Annotated in this window: 15 protein-coding genes and 1 pseudogene; 5 read left to right on the forward strand and 11 right to left on the reverse strand. The window is 43.3% G+C overall.

Annotated elements, in window-relative coordinates:
- The first annotated feature begins 47 nt into the window (after positions 1–47).
- The 4 genes from F899_RS14070 (at position 48) to bfr (ending at position 3,733) form a co-directional block, all read left to right on the forward strand.
- Positions 48–2,153 carry a RelA/SpoT family protein gene (locus F899_RS14070; protein WP_005223439.1) on the forward strand — a complete coding sequence of 702 codons (2,106 nt, stop codon included), beginning with the start codon at positions 48–50 and terminating at the stop codon, positions 2,151–2,153.
- Positions 2,154–2,228: 75 nt separating this feature from the next.
- The gene (locus tag F899_RS14075) at positions 2,229–2,612 is read left to right on the forward strand and encodes a RidA family protein (RefSeq protein WP_005223441.1); all 384 of its coding nucleotides are present in this window, start codon (positions 2,229–2,231) and stop codon (positions 2,610–2,612) included.
- A 220-nt stretch (positions 2,613–2,832) separates the two neighbouring features.
- Positions 2,833–3,027 (forward strand): bacterioferritin-associated ferredoxin, encoded by a 195-nt coding sequence (locus tag F899_RS14080; protein ID WP_005223443.1) that lies wholly within the window; start codon positions 2,833–2,835, stop codon positions 3,025–3,027.
- Positions 3,028–3,268: 241 nt separating this feature from the next.
- Positions 3,269–3,733 carry a heteropolymeric bacterioferritin subunit Bfr gene (gene bfr / locus F899_RS14085; protein ID WP_005223446.1) on the forward strand — a complete coding sequence of 155 codons (465 nt, stop codon included), beginning with the start codon at positions 3,269–3,271 and terminating at the stop codon, positions 3,731–3,733.
- A gap of 55 nt (positions 3,734–3,788) precedes the next feature.
- Here the strand turns inward: bfr and F899_RS14090 are convergent, their stop codons facing one another.
- Positions 3,789–5,426, reverse strand: coding sequence for a PglL family O-oligosaccharyltransferase (locus F899_RS14090; protein WP_005223448.1), 1,638 nt, complete (start codon positions 5,424–5,426; stop codon positions 3,789–3,791).
- 127 nt (positions 5,427–5,553) lie between these two features.
- On the opposite strand from F899_RS14090, the pseudogene F899_RS15870 reads away from it, so the two are divergent.
- Positions 5,554–5,822 (forward strand): annotated as a pseudogene (locus tag F899_RS15870) (hypothetical protein); the annotation flags it as partial.
- 33 nt (positions 5,823–5,855) lie between these two features.
- Here F899_RS15870 and F899_RS14100 read toward each other — a convergent pair.
- From F899_RS14100 to pilQ, 10 genes are all read right to left on the reverse strand, one after another.
- A complete protein-coding gene (locus tag F899_RS14100) occupies positions 5,856–6,320 on the reverse strand; it encodes a pilin (protein ID WP_171063887.1) in 465 nt (154 codons plus the stop codon).
- A 219-nt stretch (positions 6,321–6,539) separates the two neighbouring features.
- Positions 6,540–7,100 carry a TPM domain-containing protein gene (locus F899_RS14105; protein ID WP_005223452.1) on the reverse strand — a complete coding sequence of 187 codons (561 nt, stop codon included), beginning with the start codon at positions 7,098–7,100 and terminating at the stop codon, positions 6,540–6,542.
- Complete coding sequence (locus F899_RS14110) at positions 7,094–8,143, reverse strand: TPM domain-containing protein (protein ID WP_005223454.1); 1,050 nt, start codon at positions 8,141–8,143, stop codon at positions 7,094–7,096. Before F899_RS14110 ends, F899_RS14105 begins: the two co-directional genes overlap by 7 nt.
- Positions 8,144–8,173: 30 nt before the next feature.
- On the reverse strand, positions 8,174–8,764 hold the full coding sequence (locus F899_RS14115) for a LemA family protein (RefSeq protein WP_005223456.1): 591 nt from the start codon (positions 8,762–8,764) through the stop codon (positions 8,174–8,176).
- 185 nt (positions 8,765–8,949) lie between these two features.
- Positions 8,950–10,371, reverse strand: coding sequence for an FAD-dependent oxidoreductase (locus F899_RS14120; RefSeq protein WP_005223458.1), 1,422 nt, complete (start codon positions 10,369–10,371; stop codon positions 8,950–8,952).
- Between the two features lie 72 nt (positions 10,372–10,443).
- A complete protein-coding gene (gene gltB / locus F899_RS14125) occupies positions 10,444–14,919 on the reverse strand; it encodes a glutamate synthase large subunit (RefSeq protein ID WP_171063866.1) in 4,476 nt (1,491 codons plus the stop codon).
- A gap of 461 nt (positions 14,920–15,380) precedes the next feature.
- Positions 15,381–16,223: a hypothetical protein gene (locus F899_RS14130; RefSeq protein ID WP_005223461.1), complete on the reverse strand. Its 843-nt coding sequence runs from the start codon at positions 16,221–16,223 to the stop codon at positions 15,381–15,383.
- Positions 16,224–16,236: 13 nt separating this feature from the next.
- Positions 16,237–17,316, reverse strand: coding sequence for a 3-dehydroquinate synthase (gene aroB, locus F899_RS14135; protein WP_005223463.1), 1,080 nt, complete (start codon positions 17,314–17,316; stop codon positions 16,237–16,239).
- 27 nt (positions 17,317–17,343) lie between these two features.
- A complete protein-coding gene (aroK, locus tag F899_RS15880; protein ID WP_005223465.1) occupies positions 17,344–17,880 on the reverse strand; it encodes a shikimate kinase AroK in 537 nt (178 codons plus the stop codon).
- Between the two features lie 36 nt (positions 17,881–17,916).
- On the reverse strand, positions 17,917–20,082 hold the full coding sequence (gene pilQ, locus F899_RS14145) for a type IV pilus secretin PilQ (RefSeq protein WP_005223467.1): 2,166 nt from the start codon (positions 20,080–20,082) through the stop codon (positions 17,917–17,919).
- Between the last annotated feature and the right edge of the window lie 6 nt (positions 20,083–20,088).

Below are 20,088 nucleotides of genomic sequence, written 5' to 3' on the forward strand. Positions count from 1 at the left end.
AAGTATTCGCGCATTTTTAGTAAAGAATTCAGTTTTAAAGGTGTTTTATGCCAGGCCCACAGGTCAGTCAAGCCAAGCAACAGCTTAATATCATCATCGACGCTTATTTGAGTGCCAGTGAAGTCGAGCGTGTGCTTGCCGCCTGTGATTATGCGGATATTGCCCATGATGGCATTACCCGTAAAAGTGGCGAACCCTATATCCTGCATCCGATCGCTGTGAGCAGTATTCTGGCGCATATGCGTTTAGATGCCGAAACCCTCATGGCAGCCTTACTCCATGATGTGATTGAAGATACGGATTTCAATAAGGACGATATTGCTGAAAAATTCGGCAAGACGGTAGCTGAACTGGTGGACGGCGTCACCAAACTAAGCCAATCCAGTGATAAGGAATATAATAAAGCCGCTTCTTTCCGGAAAATTCTTCAGGCTACCCTACAGGACCCACGTGTCATTATTGTGAAACTGGCAGACCGTTATCACAACATGACTACCTTAGATGCCTTACGCCCAGATAAACGTGCACGTATTGCCAAAGAGACTTTTGAAATTTTCGTACCGATGGCCCGGCTGGTTGGTATGAATGAGATGGCCGATAATCTGGAACATCTCTGCTACCAGAACCTGGATCTGGACATGTACAATAATGTCCAGACTGCCCTACAGCAAACCAAATCCAAACGCTGTGAATATCAGGCGATCTGGGAAAGAAAACTGAATGAATTACTCAATCAGTATAATATCCAGGGCCGAATCAAAAAGAAAAATAATAATATCGAGTTGCTACGTCACTTTGTTAAGAATGATATTAACCTGCAGGAACTCACTCATAGTCACGCCTTTGAAATCATTTTACAAAGTATTGCTGACTGTGACCGCTTTGCAGAACTCTTGGAAGAGAGCTTCCAGGTATTAAGTTTTGCCGATCATATTCGTCGCCCGTTGCCGGGTGGCAACCAGTCGCTGAGTATGCGTATCAAAGGGGAAAAGACGACACTTTCCCTGACCATTCAAACTGAACTGATGCGTAAGGCAGCACGTTTTGGTGTAGTCCTTGGTGAAAATGCACCTCAAGCCTGCCGTTCTGCCATTCAGGCTTCCATGCAGAATCTGAATGTTCTGGTGGATGGGGATTGTGCCAAGACCACTTTTAATGAATTACTGGATTATCTGCATCAGGAAAAAATCTGGGTTTATACTCCTCACGGTCAGCTACATGAATTACCACAAGGCGCGACTGTAGTGGATTTTGCCTATTCTGCCAGTCTATTTCTAGGTAATCACGCGGTTGGTGCCAAAATTAATGGCGACACCAAACCACTTTCTACGCCTTTAAGTAGTGGTCAAGTCATTGAAGTGATCACTGATGTGTTAGCTTCACCAAATCCAGACTGGCTCAGCTTTATTAATACCCAAAAAGCCCGTCGTGCGATTCAAAACATCCTGCGTGATCAGGATATTGACGAGCAGCGTATGGTCGGTGAACAGGCTTTAAATCGTGCTTTAAAATTATTTAATCGTTCTATTCAGGATTTAACTGACGAGGACTGGGCCAATATTCTGCAATGGCGTCATATTCCGACTCAGGAACGTCTATATGAACAGATTGCAGTCGGTGATTTATTACCTCAATTGGTCGCCAATCACCTCTTTGCTCAAGATGCAGAAACTGGCTCCAACTCGACTCGTTTAATTCAGGGTACAGAAGGGGTCGATGTCAAATACGCGCACTGCTGTAATCCGGTACTGGGTGATCCGATTCAAGGTCATCTGACCCGCCGTGGTCTGATCGTGCATCGTGCACGCTGCCATAACTTGCTACACGAACAAAATCTGCATCCAGAAAATATGATGCCATTGCAGTGGACCTCTGAGGACATTGAGGATATCAGCTTTACTGCTTATCTCTGTATTGACCTGTCCATGGATGATGAACAGATTTCCGAACTGATCTATGAATGCCGTAAAGCCAAATCCGGGGTAGAGTCAGTACGTAGTTATGAAGGTAAGACTTATGTCAACGTAGTCGTACATAACCGTAAGCAGATTGCCCAGCTCATTCGAGACTTGCGTATGCATTACGGCTTCCCGCGAATTATCCGTCTGCCCCAGCCGATAAGCATTTCAGAAACCACATCGAAGGCGAGTTAATCATTTAAAACGATAATGCTTTTGCCCATGGCCATGATCTAATATGATGTATGTTGATGATAAAAGGAGAAATTGATGTCCCGCCAAGTGATCCATACTGAAAATGCCCCTGCTGCGATCGGTACTTATTCGCAAGCGATTCTTGTTGGCAATACCTTGTATCTTTCAGGTCAAATTGGTCTAGATCCATACAGCATGGAACTGGTTGAAGGCATCGAGGCTCAGATTCGTCGTGTATTTGACAACTTAAAAGCAGTCTGTGAAGCAGCTGGCGGCTCTCTGGCAGATATTGCCAAGCTCAACATTTACCTGACTGACCTTTCTCACTTCCAGCTGGTTAACCAGATTATGGGTGAATACTTTGCCCAGCCTTATCCTGCACGTGCAGCTTTGGGTGTAGCAAGCCTACCTAAGGATGCACTGGTTGAAATGGATGGTGTAGTGATTATTAATCAATAAGTTATCAAAATCACCAAATCTCCCGCCTGCAATATTTAATTCTAAATTATAAATCGCTTTTACGCAGGAATCCGAGCAGCACTCGGATTTCCGCTCAGGTGTTATTTTTTTATCTAAATCCCCAATTATTTTGAACGCATTTTCAAATGATTTTTATTGACAAACGATAATAATTATCAATAATATCACTTATCTTATTTAATTACTGTGGTTATCTGACATGTATGTTTGTCTATGCCGTGGCATTACTGATCAAGACATTAAAGAAGCTGTTGCCAATGGGGCGGAAAGCTATCGTGAAGTACGCGAAATGCTCGACTTGGGCACGTGTTGCGGTCGCTGTGCACCTGAAGCTCGTATGATCATCAGTGATGAAGTTTCCCAGATTGCGGCGCGTCTGGCAGTTGCAGCCTAAATAGTATATTGAATACCCCTATAAATATAATGATAAAAACAATGATCTCTGATCATTACTCCTCCCCGCCCTCGACTCTGGCGGGTTTTTATTGTTTTAAATTTCATTTGATACTATTTGATTGCGATTTTCATTTGCAGTTCAATAAATTACTCGCCATTGCCGAGCCATATGATTTAAGATAATCTGATATAAAAACCCATAAGTACAAATGGGTCATCAAGCTATACGGAGTGATACAATGAAAGGCAATCGTGATGTAATTAATCAGCTGAACCAGGTGTTGTATCACCACCTGACTGCAATTAACCAGTATTTTCTGCACTCACGCATGTTTAATGACTGGGGTATTGAGAAGCTCGGTTCTGCCGAATACAAAGAATCGATCGTACAGATGAAACATGCCGATAAAATTATTGAACGAATTTTATTTTTAGAAGGTCTGCCAAACCTGCAACATTTAGGCAAACTTTATATTGGTCAGCACACCCAAGAAGTGTTGCAATGTGACGTACGCAAAGTCAAAGAGAATATTGAAACCATCCAGCAGGCAGTGGCTTTAGCTGAAACTCAAATGGATTATGTGACTCGTGATCTGGCTCAAGAAATCCTGGAAAAAGAAGAAGAATATTTAGATTGGACAACGACTCAGCTTGATCTAATTCAAAGTGTAAGTATTGAAAACTATATTCAAAGCCAGCTTTGATTTCTTAAAGACACAAAAAAGCCATCATGATGATGGCTTTTTTATTAGATTCAAATTATTTCGGCATATCTTTAATGACTTCATTATAGTTCAGTTCAGTTTTTTGAATCGTATTCAAACGCCAGAGCTGGTGATGTGCCTCTTTGATATAACCATTGTAAGCCAGTAAACGAATATATTTTAACAAGTTGTATTTGGTTGGATAACTCACCACCAATTTTTCATGTTGATGGATTTCATCCTGACTCATCTTGGTATAAGGATCTACCCGGATCCAGTCAATACGATGATTAAATTCAGTTAGCAAGAAGATCGGCTTTTCATTGGTAATTTTTTCCGGCTGCTGTTCATAGCGAATGCTCTGACCGAGTTTTGGTACAGTGGTATCATAATCCCGGTAAATGACTGCAATTAAAATAACACTAACTGCAAAGATGGCTTTTATCAACCATGCCGGCATAACAAGTTGCTTAGCCATATCAGCTCGTTGTACCAGCACTGTCCCCATAATAAAACCCACTGGTAACAGGAAATAAGCGTAGTGCTGTGGAAATTCAAACATGGCATGCGTAACAAAAGCACCGATCATTAATATACCAACGACCGATTCCGGAGTTTTCACCCAGCGCTGTAACTGATAGCCCAGATAGCCGAAATAAGCCAGGAAAGGTACACCAATCACCACCCCATTCCAGATCAGGAAATCGATAATAAAATTATGTGCGCTACGAATCCAGACCGGACCTTGAACTGTATCAGTGATCGAGACAAAAGCGACACTGGTTTGATACCAGCCATAACCAAACCATGGCTGGGCCTGAATTGCAGCCAGCATTTGCTGCCAGATGGCAATACGTGACATATCCCCAGTAGCACGAGACACTACATCTCTGCTTTGCACCACTTGGGCATCCATAACCTGTGCAGCCAGCTGACTGAGTAATGGAAAAGCGACAATACAGGAAATAAAGAAGATGAACCAAGCTGTGCTGTAATACCATTTCAGGCGAATAATACCTTTATATTGATAGAAAGCTAAATACAACATAATTAAAATAGCAGCGACCCAGGCAGTACGTGACTGACTTAAAGCCACTCCCATGACAATCACTGCCGCACATGCAAATAGCCATTTCGTCTGGATTTTTTTCTTTTCATATAAGTAAAGGCAGCTCATCAATGCCATGACTAAAAAAGTCGCCATATTATTCGGCTGGGCAAAGTTGGCATAGGGACGTTGAGTACCACTGATATTCACCATACCGGGCAATACTGAATCCAGATTGAACCACTGACATAAGGCAATTAAACCGGTAATCGTGCCTGAAGCTAAAAACACATAGCTAAGGTGGGTAAAGGTTTCTCCCCGATTAAACTGCCCCGTTGAAAAGTTATAGCCCAGTACGCTTGCCAGCCAGAAGCTAAATACATAAATTGTTCCCATCATGGCCGTACTAAAGAAAAACACCCGCCCTGTTAGCAACTGGATCAAAGGTACACAAGCGAGTAGCAATAAAGGTAAACCAATTGTAGGGAGTTTGAGTTTTTCTTTTAAGAAAATCGCAGCTAATGCAAATAGTGCAAAGAACACATACAACTCACCTGTATAAGTGACCCACGGTCGGTAATGTACGGGCATAAGCCATGCAAGAGAGATCAGAATTGCTGCGATAAGTGCGAGCGTGAATTTCATAGAAATATCAGGCAGTAGACGTTGGACGTATGATAAACAAAAAAGCAAAGGATTTTATAACTTCATCTTATTATTTAAAAGTTTTGAATTTTCCAATTTTGACTAACAAAAGGAGAGTAAACATTTGAAAGGTTCTACCATTAATAATGACACGGTAGCGCTTGAAGCTGAGTGTAAACGGGGTTCGATTAAGAAGAGCCGCCATGCGGCATTCATTGAAGCAATTAGTAAGCTACACAGCAAGCAGAGCAAAATATTCTTTTACTTACACAGCAGGTTGAAAAAGCCAAAAAAACTAAAGCGGTGTAAAGTGATTATGAGCCATTAGAAGAGGATTATGAAAAACTGCTGAAAAAATATAATCCGCTATTATTAGAAAATTTTGAGTTAAGATAAAAAAACGCATCTTTAAAGATGCGTTTAATTTTATTATTGACAACTAGAAGGTAACCGAGAACTATCTAACGCGGTAGTAGTACCGACTGCAGCTCCAGCACATGTCCAGCCTTTAATTTGACTACCAGAATCAGCCAAATTTGGAGTTAAGGTCATTCCTTTACCACTATTTGCACCAGCAGTAAATTCTATGTTAATTACACCTGCATCTTTTACAGAAACTTTTCCTTTTCCAAAATATTTACCCTCAAGTGCAGCAGCAGCATCAGCGATTGATTCTGCTTTACCATTCTCTGCTAACGCTGCAGTTGTAGGTAATGCATTATTTTCTGTTAGATAAACACCAATATCAGTTTGTAGACCTGCAGTTGCCTTTAAGCCTTCAGATGCTTGAGCTCGGCCAGTATAATCCTGGTATGCAGGAAGAGCAATCGCAGCCAAAATACCAATAATTGCTACAACAATCATTAATTCAATAAGGGTGAAACCCTTTTGCATAGTTTTCATAACATTCTCCACAAATGTTTTTTTGTTTATTTATAAGCTTAAGCAAAAGCTAATTTAGCCTATTTTGTATTTAGCACTAAATGTGCCAACTTTTATTATAATAATTTTGACAGAAAAAACAGCAGTTTAAAAAAATATTTTTCAATTTGTTATTTTTCAGTTTCATTTTGTGTAGATAACTGACAAAAATTGTCATTTATATAACTAAAGTCACCCTAAAATGATGGGTTTATTTCCCAATTCATTCTTTAAATCATCCATTTTTCGATCATAGTATTGATTTAAAATTTCTCCAATCTGCTTAACACCCAAAATCACCCCATCCTTATACTTCTGTTGCTTCAACTGTTGAATAATATTTTCACAAATCTGCTCCCAAACTTCTTGTGTAGTTGCCTGCTTAATTCCCCGATCAATCACAATTTCAACCTTGTGCTCGCAGAGGTTCAGATAAAGTAGTACACCACTATTATATTCGGTATCCCAGACACCGAGCTCGGCAAAGAGTTGTCGAGCTCTACACAAAGTATCCTGATAATAGGCTGATCTTGCGGATAAGCATCCCTCGATTACGACCTGAATTTCTCCGACATGACCATGCTCTGCTTCTTCAACAGCTAGTGCAATTGCATGTTGATCCTGCTTGGAGAAAAAACGCTTGGTTGCCGGCATATAAAAGAAATGCTTTAACCAACGCTTAAAACTTGGCTGTGCATACTCTTCCAGCTTCGGCTGTGTGACAATCTCTGTTGTATCTGTTGTTGTTACCATGAGCCTGATGCTCCTCCCCCACCAAAACCACCACCGCCACCGCCGAAGCCACCACCAAAACCACCGCGGCCGCTACCGCCACGACCAGCACCAGAAGCAAAGGCATATAAAAGTAGTTGCGCCAGTGAAGTGATTAATACAAAAAATACGCCAATCCCAATCATTAAACTGGCAATTAAGCCCATGCCATTGACCAGACCTACAGCTGTGCCTGCAACTGCAGCAGTTGCAGCACTCAATTTCCTGCCAAAAATCATCGAAGCAACCACACCAGCGATGATGATAAAAATCACAGTACCAAAAGTTGCTTGAGAAGCTTGCTGGGCTTTATAAGCCTGTTCCTGACGCTCTTTCAGTTCATCCGCGGCCTGTGCTGCAATTTCTGGATCAAGATTTAAAATCCGTTCTATTTCAGCTAGTCCTGAATCAATCCCCTGAGCATACTGAGCCTGTTTAAAATACGGCGTAATTTTGTCATTGATAATTCGCCCTGCCACAATATCAGGCAATACGCCTTCCAGACCATAACCAGTCAAAATCTGAATGCGGCGATCATTGATGGCAATAGTCATCAATAAACCATTATCCCGTTTGGCCGAACCCAACTGCCAAGCTTCAGCTACGCGCATGGAATAATCAAAAATATCTTCCTGTCCGGTAGTCGGTACAATCACCACACCAATCTGACCTTTACCTTCATTATAAAGTTTCAGGATACGCTGGCTCAGCTGCTGCTTTTCAGCAGGACTCAGTAAATTTGCCTGATCAATCACCGGTTCATTCAGACTGGGTAAATCACGCTGAATCTGGCCTTCAGCCATATCATTGGCAATCTGTGGCGAAGCAATTTCACTCTCAGTTTCAGCAGCAGACGGGGATGAAGGACTGGCCTGATTTTGTCTTTGCAAAACTTCCCGCGCAACAATGACCTCTTCAGTTTCCTGATCTGTTGCTGTCGCGGTTTCTGCTGAAACAGGCAGCGTCACGCCCATGCCCAGCATGAGCACCAACAGCGCCATAGATTTCAGCAGTATTTTTAGCATCGTTCTTTACCCGGTTTTAAAGTTCAGTCTTTATTCAAAAGAAACGGTAGGTGCAGTCTGGGCACTTTGCTCGGCACTAAAGTTTGGTTTGGTATCCATACCAATCACTTTGGCTGTCATCACTTGCGGGAACTGGCGTGCATAAGAGTTAAAGTCCTGAACCGTAGTGATATAACGATTGCGTGCCACAGCAATCCGGTTTTCTGTACCTTCCAGCTGCACCTGTAAATCACGGAACTGCTGATTGGCTTTCAGGTCCGGATAGTTTTCAGTCACCGCGAGCAGGCGTGATAAAGCACTGGTCATTTGTGACTGTGCTTCCTGATAACGCTGGAACAGTTCAGGATTTTCCAAGACTTCCTGATCGACTTTGAGGCCTGCTACATTGGCACGTGCCTGAGTGACTTCTGTGAGCACCTGCTCTTCATGCGCGGCATAGCCTTTCACCACATTCACCAGATTCGGCACCAGATCGGCACGACGTTGATACTGGTTCTGTACTTCAGACCAGGCTGCAGTCACAGCCTCATCTTTGACTTGCAAGGTGTTATAGCCACAGCCACTCAGGGTTAAGGTACTGGCCAGCATCAAAGCTATGAGAGATTGTTTTAATACACGCATGATGTCTCGTCCTCAATTCTTTATTGATATTTATATAATTAATTTGATTTTAAACAGTATTTTCTAAAGTTTTGTTACTTTTTATAATCTTTTTAATGCTTCCTATTTTAAGTTTGCAAATCATCAAAAATTTAAAAAACCCGCCGTAGCGGGTTCTTTAAATGATTTCAGTGAGTTTTTAACTGTTAGATATCGAGGTAATCCAGGATACCTTCGGCAGCCTGACGACCTTCCCAAATCGCAGTGACCACTAGGTCTGAACCGCGCACCATATCGCCACCAGCAAAGATTTTTGGATTCGAAGTCTGGAATTTATATTGCTGCTGTTCAGCGGCAAGCACACGACCAGAACCATCTAGATTAATCTCGACATCTGCAAACCAGTCCGCTGGGCTGGTACGGAAACCAAAGGCAAGCAATACAGCATCCGCAGGCAAAATTTCTTCTGAACCTGGAATTGGTTCCGGGCTACGGCGACCACGACTGTCCGGCTCACTGAGTTGAGTGGTCACAAATTTCACCCCCGTTACTTTACCATTTTCACCAACGATTTCGATTGGTTGACGGTTAAACTGGAATTCCACCCCTTCTTCACGCGCATTTTTTACTTCACGACGTGAACCCGGCATGTTTTCTTCATCACGACGGTAAGCACAGACGACAGACTCAGCACCCTGACGGATCGAGGTACGGTTACAGTCCATCGCCGTATCACCACCACCTAAAACGATGACTTTCTTGCCTTCAACACTGATGTATTCCGATGGATCCTTTTCCCAGCCTTGGCAACGGTTCACATTGGCAATCAGAAAATCAAGCGCATCATAAACACCATCCAGGTCTTCACCGGCAAAGCCACCTTTCATATAGGTATAAGTACCCATACCCATAAATACAGCATCGTAGTCAGCCAGTAACTGGTCAATTGTTACATCTGTACCAATTTCAGTATTCAGACGGAATTCAACACCCATACCGGTGAAGATTTCACGGCGGCGTTTCATTACATCTTTTTCCATTTTGAATTCTGGAATACCAAAAGTCAGCAGGCCACCAATTTCCGGACGTTTGTCAAACACGACCGGCTTTACGCCGGCACGAACTAAAATATCCGCACAACCAAGTCCGGCAGGACCTGCACCAATGATGGCAACTTTTTTATCAGTCCATTTTACATTGGACATATCTGGACGCCAGCCCAATGCAAAAGCGGTGTCATTGATATATTTTTCTGCATTACCAATAGTGACTGCACCGAAACCATCATTTAAGGTACAAGCACCTTCACATAAACGGTCTTGCGGACAGACACGACCACAAACTTCTGGCAAAGTATTGGTTTGATGACACAGTTCAGCTGCCTGAAAAATACGGCCCTCTGCCAGCAACTTCAACCAGTTTGGAATGTAATTATGAACCGGACATTTCCATTCACAATACGGGTTACCGCAACCTAGACAACGATGTGACTGATTTGCAGCCACTTCAGTCGTGAAAGGTTTATAAATTTCCACAAATTCTGCTTTGCGGACGTCAATCTCTTTTTTCTCTGGATCTTGGCGTGCTACATCCAGGAATTGAAAGTCATTACTTAGGCGTTCTGCCATGTCTCTCTCCGTGGGTAGATGCAAGGGATTCACAGTTGCCTTGCATCTGCCTTCATTTCTGCAGTAGTGGAATTATTGTGGATCAGCTTGAGTTGTTTTCAACAGCGTTTGCAAGTTGGCAGCTTTTGGTTTTACCAACCAGAACTTACGGCTATAGAAGTCAAACTCGTGGCGGATCTTGTACGCCCAAGCACTACCTGTTTCTTTAATATGTTCATCTAGGATACGACCCAGGAACTCTTTGTGCTCTTCCATTGCTTCCGTAGAAATACGATTCAGCTCAATCAGTTCATGGTTGTAATGGTCAACGAAGTCGTTATCCAGATCAAGCACATAGGCAAACCCACCGGTCATACCTGCACCGAAGTTGTGGCCTACTTTACCAAGCACAGTCACAATACCACCAGTCATATATTCACAGCAGTGGTCACCCGCACCTTCAATCACGGCAAAGGCACCTGAGTTACGTACCGCAAAACGCTCACCCGCAGTACCTGCAGCAAACAATTTACCGCCAGTCGCACCATACAGACAGGTATTACCAATGATCGCAGTATTTTGCGTCTGGAATGGCGAACCTTTCGGTGGGAAGATCGAGATACGACCGCCTGCCATGCCTTTACCAACATAATCATTGGCATCACCTTCAAGGCTGATGTGCAGACCACCGGCATTCCATACACCCAGTGACTGACCTGCTGTACCCAGCAAGTTTACTTTAACCGGATGAGCTTCCATGCTGAGGTTGCCATAACGTTTGGCAATCTCACCAGACAGACGTGCACCAATCGAACGGTCACAGTTACCAATGCTGTAGTGATATTCGCCACCAGTACCTGCTTCAATCGCTGGCAGAATTTCTTCTACCATTTTCTCAGCCAGAACACCTTTGTCAAACGGCGCATTGCCCTGAACTTCACAGTACTGTGCTTTACCTTCAGCTGCAGGATGTGACTCCAGCAGTTTGCTTAGGTCTAGATGTGCATGCTTGTCAGTTTCACCTGGCAAGACTTCCAGCAAATCTGTACGACCAATCAGGTCTTTCAGGCTAGATACGCCAAGTGCCGCCAACCATTCACGTGTTTCTTCAGCAATAAAGGTGAAGAAGTTGATCAACATTTGTGGTTCGCCAATGTAGTGTTCTTGACGCAAGTGATCCTGCTGGGTTGCTACACCGGTTGCACAGTTATTCAAGTGACAGATACGCAGGTATTTACAGCCCAATGCGATCATTGGTGTTGAACCAAAGCCGAAGCTTTCTGCACCCAGAATTGCTGCTTTCACAACGTCCAGACCGGTTTTTAAACCACCATCGGTTTGTACGCGGACTTTACCACGCAGGTCATTTACGCGAAGGGCTTGATGCGCTTCACTTAGACCAAGTTCCCAAGGCGAACCTGCATGGTGAATAGAGGAAAGTGGAGAAGCCGCTGTACCGCCGTCATAACCAGAAATGGTAATGAAGTCAGCATAGGCTTTCGCTACACCTGCCGCAATCGTACCGACACCCGGTTCAGAAACAAGCTTAACTGACACCATCGCCTGTGGGTTAACTTGTTTTAAATCAAAGATCAACTGTGATAAATCTTCAATTGAATAGATGTCATGATGCGGTGGTGGCGAAATGAGGGTTACACCTGGTACAGAGTAACGCAAACGGGCAATGAGACCGTTTACTTTACCGCCCGGCAACTGGCCACCTTCACCTGGTTTTGCACCTTGCGCGACTTTAATTTGCAGGACTTCTGCCGAAGTTAAGTAAGCAGGCGTCACACCAAATCGGCCCGATGCAATTTGTTTGATTTTCGAGTTACGGATGGTACCGTAACGCGCTGGATCTTCACCGCCCTCACCCGAGTTTGAACGACCACCAATCGTGTTCATGGCAATTGCAATCGCTTCGTGTGCTTCAGGCGACAAAGCACCTAAAGACATACCCGCAGAGTCAAAGCGAGGCAGGATCTCTTCTACAGATTCCACTTGATCCAGTGCAATCGAATTGTCTGTTTTCAGTTTGAATAGGTCACGGATCGTTGCGATCGGACGGTTATTCACCAGTTCTGCATATTCTTTAAAATCTGCATAATTACCAGAACGTACTGCTTTGTGCAGCGAGTTAATTACATCCGGGTTAAATGCATGGTATTCCTTGCCGAAGACAAATTTCAGCAAGCCACCTTGATCAATTGGTTTACGGTTTTTCCAGGCAATATCCGCCAACTGTTTCTGGTCATTTTCAAGATCGACAAAAGTAGCACCCTGAATACGGCTTGGTACACCGATGAAGCATTTATCCACCACTTCATTGGATAAGCCCACTGCTTCAAACAGCTGACCGCCACGATAAGACGCAACCGTTGAAATACCCATCTTGGACAGGACTTTTAGTAAGCCTTTTTCAATACCCTTACGGAAGTTGTTTTGCGCGTATACCGGATCACCCAGCAATTCACCTTTCGCGACCAGATCATTGATCACGTCATACGCCAGGTATGGATAAATCGCTGTCGCACCAAAGCCTAGAAGTACAGCAAACTGATGTGGATCACGAGCAAAACCAGTTTCGATAATCAGGTTCGCATCGGTACGCAGACCTGTATTGATCAGATAATGGTGTACTGCACCAGTGACCATTACAGCATTGGCTGGCAAGAAGCCTTCACGAATTTTCTTGTCTGAAAGAACCAGTAAAGTCTTACCATCACGAATCGCTTGGGCAGATTCTTCACAGATACGTGAGATCGCCGCTTCAAGACCTTCCGCTTCTGGATAGTTCAGATCGATGTCCGCAATTTCATAACCTTTACGGCCGATGGTACGGATCTGATGCATTTTTGAATTCGTCAGCACCGGGCTGGATACGATCAAACGGTCTGCATGTTCTGGGCTTTGCTCAAATACATTTTGTTCACGACCGAAACAGGTTTCCAGTGACATCACGATCGATTCACGTAATGGATCGATTGGCGGATTAGTGACCTGCGCAAACTGCTGACGGAAGTAATCGGAAACGTGACGGACCTGACGTGATAACACGGCCATTGGCGTATCATCACCCATTGAACCTACAGCTTCCTGACCGCTTTCTGCGATTGGACGTAGTAACTGATCACGTTCTTCAAAAGTCACCATGAACATTTTCTGTGCTGCTTTCAGGCTATCGCCTTTTAAGCCTTGATCGCACAGGTATTCTTCCAGCTCAGGGCTACCCTGTAAACGTACTGAATTTTCACGCAGCCATTCACGGTATGGACGCATACGTTTCAGGTGGTTATTGACATCCTGAGTATCTAATACTTTACCAGTCAAGGTATCCACAACCAGAATCTGACCTGGACCTACACGACCTTTAGATACTACATCTTCAGGCTCATAACCCCATACACCAATCTCAGACGCCAGGGTGATGTAACCATTTTTAGTCACGACCCAACGCGCAGGACGCAAACCATTACGGTCCAGCATACAGATCGCATGACGACCATCCTGGATGACTAGGCCTGCAGGACCATCCCATGCTTCCATATGCTTAGAGTTAAATTCGTAGAATGCACGTAAGTCAGCATCAAGTGTTTCAACATTCTGCCAAGCGGGTGGAACCAGCATACGTAGCGCACGGAACAGGTCCATACCACCACCTATGAGGATTTCCAGCATATTATCCAGACTAGAAGAATCCGAACCAGTACGGTTAACAATCGGGTTCAGTTCAGTCAAGCCTGGCAGCAATGGATTTTCGAATTTAGGTGTACGCGCCAGCGCCCAGTTACGGTTTGCAGTAATGGTATTGATTTCACCATTATGCGCCAGATAACGGAATGGCTGAGCCAATGGCCAGCGTGGCAAGGTATTGGTCGAGAAACGTTGGTGGAACACCACAATATGTGACGCCAAACGCTCATCAGCCAGGTCAGTATAGAAGTCAGCAATTGCTGCTGGCATCATCAAACCTTTATAGCTAATCACAGTTGAGCATAAGGTAGTTACATAGAAGTATGGATCATTGGTCAGTTTCTGCTCGGCACGACGACGCGCCAGGAATAACTTACGGTTAAATTCAACCTCAGTGACACCGATTGGGCAGTTAACAATGACCTGTTCAAAAGCAGGCAAAGACTGCATCGCAATCTCACCTAACGCGCCATTATTGGTTGGTACCACACGCCATGCAATAACGCGGCAACCTTCTTCTTCAATTTCTTTGGTTAATACTTGTTTTGCGTGTGCTGCCAGTGCAGGATCCAGGTTCAGGAAGATCGTACCTACAGCAAAAATTTCGCTTAAGGTAATATCACTTAAACGCTTTGCTTCTTCACGAAAGAATTCCTTTGGCATTGCCAAAAGCAAACCACACCCATCACCGGTCTTACCATCTGCGGCAATACCACCACGGTGGGTCATACAACTTAAACTATGAATTGCGGTCTTGACGAGATCATGGCTTGCATCACCCTGCATATGGGCGATCAAACCGAAACCACAGTTATCTTTAAACTCATCCGGTTGGTATAAACCTTGAGCGGGAGCTACATTATTAGGCGATGGCATGTGCATAGCGTACCCTTCTTATCACAAAGCCCTGGCGGGCTGTTAAACAATCTAAATCCGTCTTTGCGATGGCGTCCAATTTACTTTCGAGGAAATTTCTATTAGCAGAGTAAAACTTTTCTTCACACCTTGAAGATAAACCTTTTCAGATTAATACGCATGAAAAATAAAGTTTAAAAGACTCAGAAATCACATAAAAATAACGACTAAATATGACACTTACGCATAATCATCGAATCATTTTCGCGCCAAAACAGGGAGATTAATTCAATTCATGCACCAATAAAGCAAAGAACATGCCAACTTGATGCACTAAGACAGAAACAATACCAATGACAAAGATTTAGCAAATATTAGATACAGAGTGATGATTTTTATTGTGTATTTTTTGCACCAAAAGCGCACATTTATAGCATTTTTTCATACAGGGTGCGCTATTTTAGCTCGCACCCAAATTTGTATCAGTTAAAAGGATCACTTATCTCTTGTTCTTCAGCACGTTGTTGACCATTAGGTTGAGCACGTGGCGTTGACGGTACAGTGCTTTCAGACTTCTGCACATCTACCACATTTCCCGATGGATCACGACGAACAATGGTTGTACTGGTGGTACTTGGCGTATTTGATGAGGGCTGGCTCTGCGGTTCAGGAACTACTGTTTCCTCTACTTTTGGTAGAGGCACATTTTTTAATCGTACTTGATAGAGTTTCTGGTTAGACGTCAGCTCATCAGAACCTAAGTTATTCACATAAGGTTGATAATCCTGAATTTGCTGCACAGCTGGTTTGACTGATTTTGGCAAATCCATATTCAGATGGTCCAGTGCCTGCTTTGCTTGATTGGCTGATTTATAAGAACCATAGAGTAAAACATATTGCTCAGGCATATTTTCGCCTGACAGACGCAAGTATATGAATTTATTACGATCTACCTGTTTTCTTAAAAAGTTTTTAATAATAATTTCATCAGAGACCCGAAATAGCTCAATCGCATACTGATTTTTAAATTGAGTAACATATTTGTTACCACGAAACTCGGCTTCATGGTTTGCATTTACAATGGTGCGTGTGGTCATATCCAGCGGATGAACTTCCTCATTTAATGCACCAAGATGGGTCATTGAAGAAACTTTTTCTGGTTGAATCAGTAGTTCAACCTCTGTTTCAGGCTTTTTCTCTACAGGAGTGACCTGATCCTTATCTGTAATTGCCCAAAAAATGAGCGCAACAAAAAGACAGCCTACCGCAGTCACCAGCCAAAAATAATGCTGAATCTTTTGCCATGGCGTATGGAGTGCTGTCATTTTCTAAAATTACCTATGCCTGATTGGCCAGAATGGCCTGCTTCATTAATTCTACATCAAAGTCTCGGGTGATAATCGCTTGTCCTAATTGTTCCAGCAATACCAGACGTAACTGTCCATTTAAGACTTTTTTGTCATGTGCCATATATCCCAGGAAATCATCCAGAGGAATTTTAGGACAAACAATCGGAAGTTTGGCACGAGAAATGATTTTTTTTGTACGCTCTACCTCGGCTTCGGAAATCCAGCCCATACGCTGTGATAAATCAGCGGCCATGACCATACCGGTTGCCACCGCCTCACCATGCAGCCATTCACCATAGCCCAGATAAGACTCAATGGCATGGCCAAAAGTATGACCGAGGTTGAGTAAAGCACGCTCACCTTGCTCTTTTTCATCGTTCGCCACGATACGGGCTTTATGCGCGCAGGACCGATAAACAGCTTCAGCGAGCAACTGCTCATCACGAGCAATCAGACCTTCCATATTGGCTTCCAGCCAAACCAGGAAGTCCTTATCACCGAGTAATGCATATTTAATGACTTCAGCAAGACCTGCTGATAATTCACGATCTGGCAAGGTTGATAACTGGGACATATCCGCCAGCACGACTTGTGGCTGCTGGAAAGCACCAATCATGTTTTTACCGAGTGGATGGTTGATCCCGGTTTTACCACCGACACTGGAATCCACCTGCGAAAGCAAAGTTGTTGGCACTTGAATAAAGTACACACCACGCTGGAAACAGGCTGAAGCAAAACCAGCCATATCACCAATCACGCCACCACCCAATGCCAATACCGTACAATCCCGGTTAAAACCTGCTTCAAGCAATGCATCAAAAATCAGGTTTAAATGCTGAATATCCTTAAATTTCTCACCATCCGGTAAAATGCAGGTCGCTACCGTTTTACCCAGTTTTTCCAAGGCTGTCTTATAATGTTCCAGATATAGTGGTGCCACCGTATCATTACTGACAATCATCACCTGTTTACCATGAATATAAGGTTCTAACAGCTGTTGAGGATTTAAATCGCTACCAATAAAAATTGGGTAACGACGTTCACCGAGTTCGACATGTAAGGTTTGCATGATGGGGTAACCACTTTTCTACTGAGCTTATTTTTTCGGAAGGATGAGATGCAGAATACGCTGTGCCAGATCACGTGCAGCACCCTGATTGGTCTCAATAATATAGTGTGCGACTTCCCGATACAGCGGATCCCGAATTGCAAGCAGATCTTTAAGTTTCTGTTCCGGATTTTCAACTTGTAATAAGGGACGGTTTTTGTCGCGATAGGTTCGCTGGAGCTGGATTTCCACAGGAGTGTAGAGATAAACAACGATGCCTCGCTGTTTCAGATATTCGCGGTTAGGCGCCTGAGTCACCGCACCACCACCTGTGGCCAAAACCAACTGTGGTCGTGAAGTTAACTCATCGATGACAACCGTTTCACGACTACGAAAGCCCTGCTCACCCTCTTTTTCAAAGATCCAGGGAATCGTTGCGCCTGTTTTACGCTCAATTTCATGATCACTATCCAGAAATTCTCGTCCTAACAATTCTGCTAAATGCCGTCCTACTGTTGTCTTTCCCGCCCCCATCGGCCCTACCAAATAGATATTTGGCAGGGATTCAAACTCTTTGCTTGGCAAGGAGTCACCTATTCATTTTGTTAATTTCAAAATATATTAATGATTTCTTGAAACACTGTCATTAACAATTCGAGGTGTAACAAAAATCAGGAGCTCACGCTTATTGTCAGATTTAAGATCTCTACGAAATAAATGACCTAAATATGGAATATCTCCCAAGAAAGGTACTTTAGTTTGTCCATTCCGTGTTTCTTGCTCAAAAATCCCCCCCAAAACTACCGTTTCTCCATTATCAACCAGCACATTAGTGCTAATTTGATTTTTATTAATCGTTAATTGACCCGTTGGAGTCGGGTTTCCAGGAGTATCACTGGTAATATTGAGCAGCATCTGAACTTTACCGTCAGGTGTAATACTAGGAGTTACATCTAAGCTGAGGGTTGCATCAATAAATTCAGTAGTTGAAACTGCATTTGCACCACCCCCTTCTGAAGATTGATACGGAATTTGTGTACCTGATGAAACTTTAGCCGCCTGCTTATCTGCTGTTAAAACTTTAGGTGTTGAGATCACTTCACCATAACCATCTGCTTGTAAAGCAGAAAGCTCCAGATCTAACATAAAGTCAGATAAGCTAATCAAGCCAAAAGCAATTCGACCAGCAGGGTTTGCAACACCCAAGTCAACATTCAAATTATCTGGGCGTTGAATATCATAGGTATATCCACCTAAATCACTTTCTTGAGGATCACGCAAATCCCAAAGTGTAGTGTCACTTCCACCCACTAATAGATTATTATTATTAGTAATGCCCTGAGAAAGAATTCCCCATTTCACCCCGATTTCTTTGGTGAATTCAGTCGATGCACGCACAATACGTGCTTCAACCATGACCTGCTTTACCTGTACATCAAGCAGATCCACCATATTGCGGATTTTATCGATAAAAGGCTGAGTATCATTTACAATTAAAGTATTGGTACGTGCATCAATAGAAATAGAACCACGTGAACTCAGTAGACTCTCCTTATCATCTCCACTTGTACTGCCTGTATTAGAACCGGCACTTGAGGCCCCTTTATTCTGCGTGATGAGCTTTTCAATATCAGCTGCTTTGGCATAACTGAGTTGCATATATTCTGTCTGAATAGGAGCAAGCTTTACACTTTGTGCAAGTGCTTTGGCTTCTTCTTCTTCAGCTTTAATGAGCTCAGATACAGGCGCTATCCAGATTACATTACCATTACGACGCTTATCCAAATTCTTAGTCTTTAAAACAATATCTAAAGCCTGATCCCAAGGCACTTCCTTAAGACGTAAAGTAATATTGCCTTGTACGCTGTCTGCTGCAACCATATTAATGTCAGTGAAATCTGCTAGTAGCTGTAATACTCGGCGAACTTCAATATCCTGAAAATCTAAAGAAATTTTCTTACCAGTATAATGCTGAGCAGCTTTTGGACGTAATGGATTTTTCTCTTCTGGGCGTTTTAAACTAATTGTCAGTTTATTATCGGTTTGATAAGCCATGTATTCATAGCTATCTGAAGTTTGAATGGTAACCACTCCAGAGCCATTCTGGTTGACCGCATCTACTGTCGAAACAGGTGTAGCAAAATCATTCACATTCAGACGACGGGTTAAATGTGCCGGGATCTTGGAGCCTAATGCCCGTACAATAACTTTAGTACCTTGCTGTTGTACATCAACCGGTGTATTACCACTCGCCAGATCGATCACGACCTGACCTTCACCTTTCGCCCCGCGCTGGAACCCAATATTGGTAATGCCTTGAGTATTTTGTTGTACAACTGGCTGTACAGGGATAACTGGATTGGTTGAATTGATTTTTAGAATAAAGGTATTGCCTTCAACACGCGTGGTAAATGCACCCGCATCAGCCAGATTCACAGTTAAACGTGCACGCTGGGCATCTGAAGTCACATCTACAGAACTTGCTTCTTTCGTTGCAACAGCAATACTGCTTTGTTTTAAATTCTGCTGTGCTTTATCAAAATCCAGAATCAGACGTGATGGCGATTCTAATTGATAAGCTTGTGGTTGAGGTGGCAAGCCATTAAACATCACACGAATTTCAGTACCTTGTCCTGGAATCTGCATTGGCACCACATTGGTCATCGAAACCTGTGCACTTGCCGCCTGCATTACAGCAATGGCAACTGCCCCCATTGAAAACTGACGAAACACATGATTCATTGTATTAACATCCCCAAAAATAAATTCTTTAAAACTTTTATTCATTGTTAT

The organism is Acinetobacter sp. CIP 101934 (assembly GCF_000369585.1).
Classification (GTDB): Bacteria; Pseudomonadota; Gammaproteobacteria; order Pseudomonadales; family Moraxellaceae; genus Acinetobacter; species Acinetobacter schindleri.